The 2,041-nt window shown below is 63.3% G+C and carries 2 pseudogenes; both read right to left on the bottom strand.

Annotated elements, in window-relative coordinates:
• Positions 1–456 (bottom strand): annotated as a pseudogene (locus ACWDR0_RS34805) (hypothetical protein); the annotation flags it as partial.
• 457 nt (positions 457–913) lie between these two features.
• Positions 914–2,041 (bottom strand): annotated as a pseudogene (locus tag ACWDR0_RS34800) (hypothetical protein); the annotation flags it as partial.

Below are 2,041 nucleotides of genomic sequence, written 5' to 3'. Positions count from 1 at the left end.
TCCGCCGGCGCAGGCGGTGACGGCCTGGGAGAGCTTCTCCATGGCGGCCTGCCCCTCCTGGCCCTCGTAGAGGCCGAGGGTGACGGTGGTGGTGACGCCACTGCCGATGAGCTGCTGCGCGGGGCTGATGGAACGGGTCTTGCCGACGGGTACGCCGGTGAGGGCATGGGCGACGGGCAGACAGTCCTTGTCGTCCTCCCCGACGGTGACCTCGGATGCGGTGAGCGCGGCGGCCGCTCCGGCGGCGGCGACGGTGTGCCCGGGCACGTCCTTGGCCCCGATCGCGGCCTTCGCCAGCCCTTCCTTGGACACGGCCCCGGCGGTGGGCCCGGTGTCCAGATCCCCGATCCCGGGCTTGTCGTCACCGCTGTCGCCCGAGGTGCAACCTGATACGGCGACGAGACATACGGCCAGTGCCGAGACCACTCGGGTGCGTGGCATTTCCTTCGCGCCCATGCCTCCTCCTCCTTGCGCCCGGGGGCGTCTTGGCCCTTGTGGGGGTTCTCGTCGGGCATGTCGAAAATGGTCTGAAGCGATAAGAGCCGCGGATGCAGCAGGAGGTTGGCTTTCCCGCCCTGAGGAGCGACGGGTGTAGCCATTCCTCCTGCTGCATCCAAAATGAACTATTGGTCAGTGGATTCCGTCACCAGTCGAAAGTTGGGAATGGATTCCCTTCCTTTGAGGATCTTATTTCCTGATGCCGGCAGGAGTGCACGGTTGGGCATCAAACCGATGAGGCAGGAGTTGCACCAGAAGACCGCGCGTCCCGACTCGGAATCCGTTGCGTCTACGACGAAGACCAGTTGGAGCCCCTTTACTCCGCAGCTCGGGCAGTTGCGAGTGGGTACCGTGTCAGGGTGCTGATAGGCCCATTCGTACTCACCGACCCAGCTTGCGAATTCTTGAGACATTCCTACTTCAGGCCCTTCCCCATGTTGTCCCACCACCAATTTTCGAAGTTCGTGGCGGCGTCTTCCCATGCGTTCGCTGCGTCATATTCCTTCGGGTACCCCATCCCGTTTCTGATTTGATCGACGTGGAAGCGCTCGTGTGCGAGAGTTCGTGCCAATTGCTCCTCGCTGCGGAAAGCGTCCCGAGTCAGGGTAATGCTTTGGTCGGGCGCCGTTGATCCATAGTACCCTGCGCGACTCTTGTCGATCTTTATCTTGATGCCCGATATGTCGATATTGTATTTACTTGCAACCTGGCAAACGCATTCCATCGTCATGGGCATGCGGGGGCCGGATCCTGCTCGGTTCCGGCTCTGCAGGGCAGAGTCCGAACTGCGACCCGAACTACTTTCAGAAGACTTTTCACCACGTGAACCACCGCGCGAGTCAGAGGACCCGCCGCTGCGGCTTCCGCTCTTTCCGCTCTTGGCGGGTGCGTCTTCCTTCTTGGCCTGCTGTCGGGCCCGGTTGATGGGCTTCTCGGCCTTCTTCGCCGCGGCCTTCTTTGCTTTCTGGACGGCGTTTCCGGTCTTCTGCGCCGCCTGCTTTGCCGCTCTCAGCTTGGCCTGTTCGGCCTTCTTCTTGAGCTGGGCGGCCTTCTCGGCGGCCTTCTTCTTGGCTTCGGCTGCCTTTCTGGCGGCTTCCTGGGCCTTGCGGGCCATCTCGATGATCTGGCGGGCCTTCTCCTGCGCCTTCTTGAAAGCGGAGATGGCACCCGAGATCCTGCTGACGGCGTTCCAGACCTTCTTTGCCGCGCTGAAGACCTTGGTCCAGGGCAGGGCGTCGATGATCATGCGGCCACAGGCCCAGAGGTCGCCCCGGGAGAAGCAGGCGATCATGTCGTCGTACCCGATGAGTCCCTTGAGGAGAGACCAGCCGGCGTCGGCGATGACGCTGGACATGGAGCGGTTCTGCTCGGCCTGGGCCCAGGCGAGTTCGCCCTTGGACGGCCCGCCGTACTGGTCGCCGTTGTAGCCGCCGCCTCCGCCGCCGCCACCCTGGGCGGCCGACATCAGACCGGTCGGGTCGGCGAAGGTGACCGGGTTGTTCTCGCTGTAGGAGTAGCCGTTGATCTGGATCGGGTCACCGAT

This window comes from Streptomyces sp. NPDC003691, from assembly GCF_053981115.1.
Note: the sequence above shows the minus strand (reverse complement) of the source record. Positions and strands in the feature narration are given on the sequence as shown.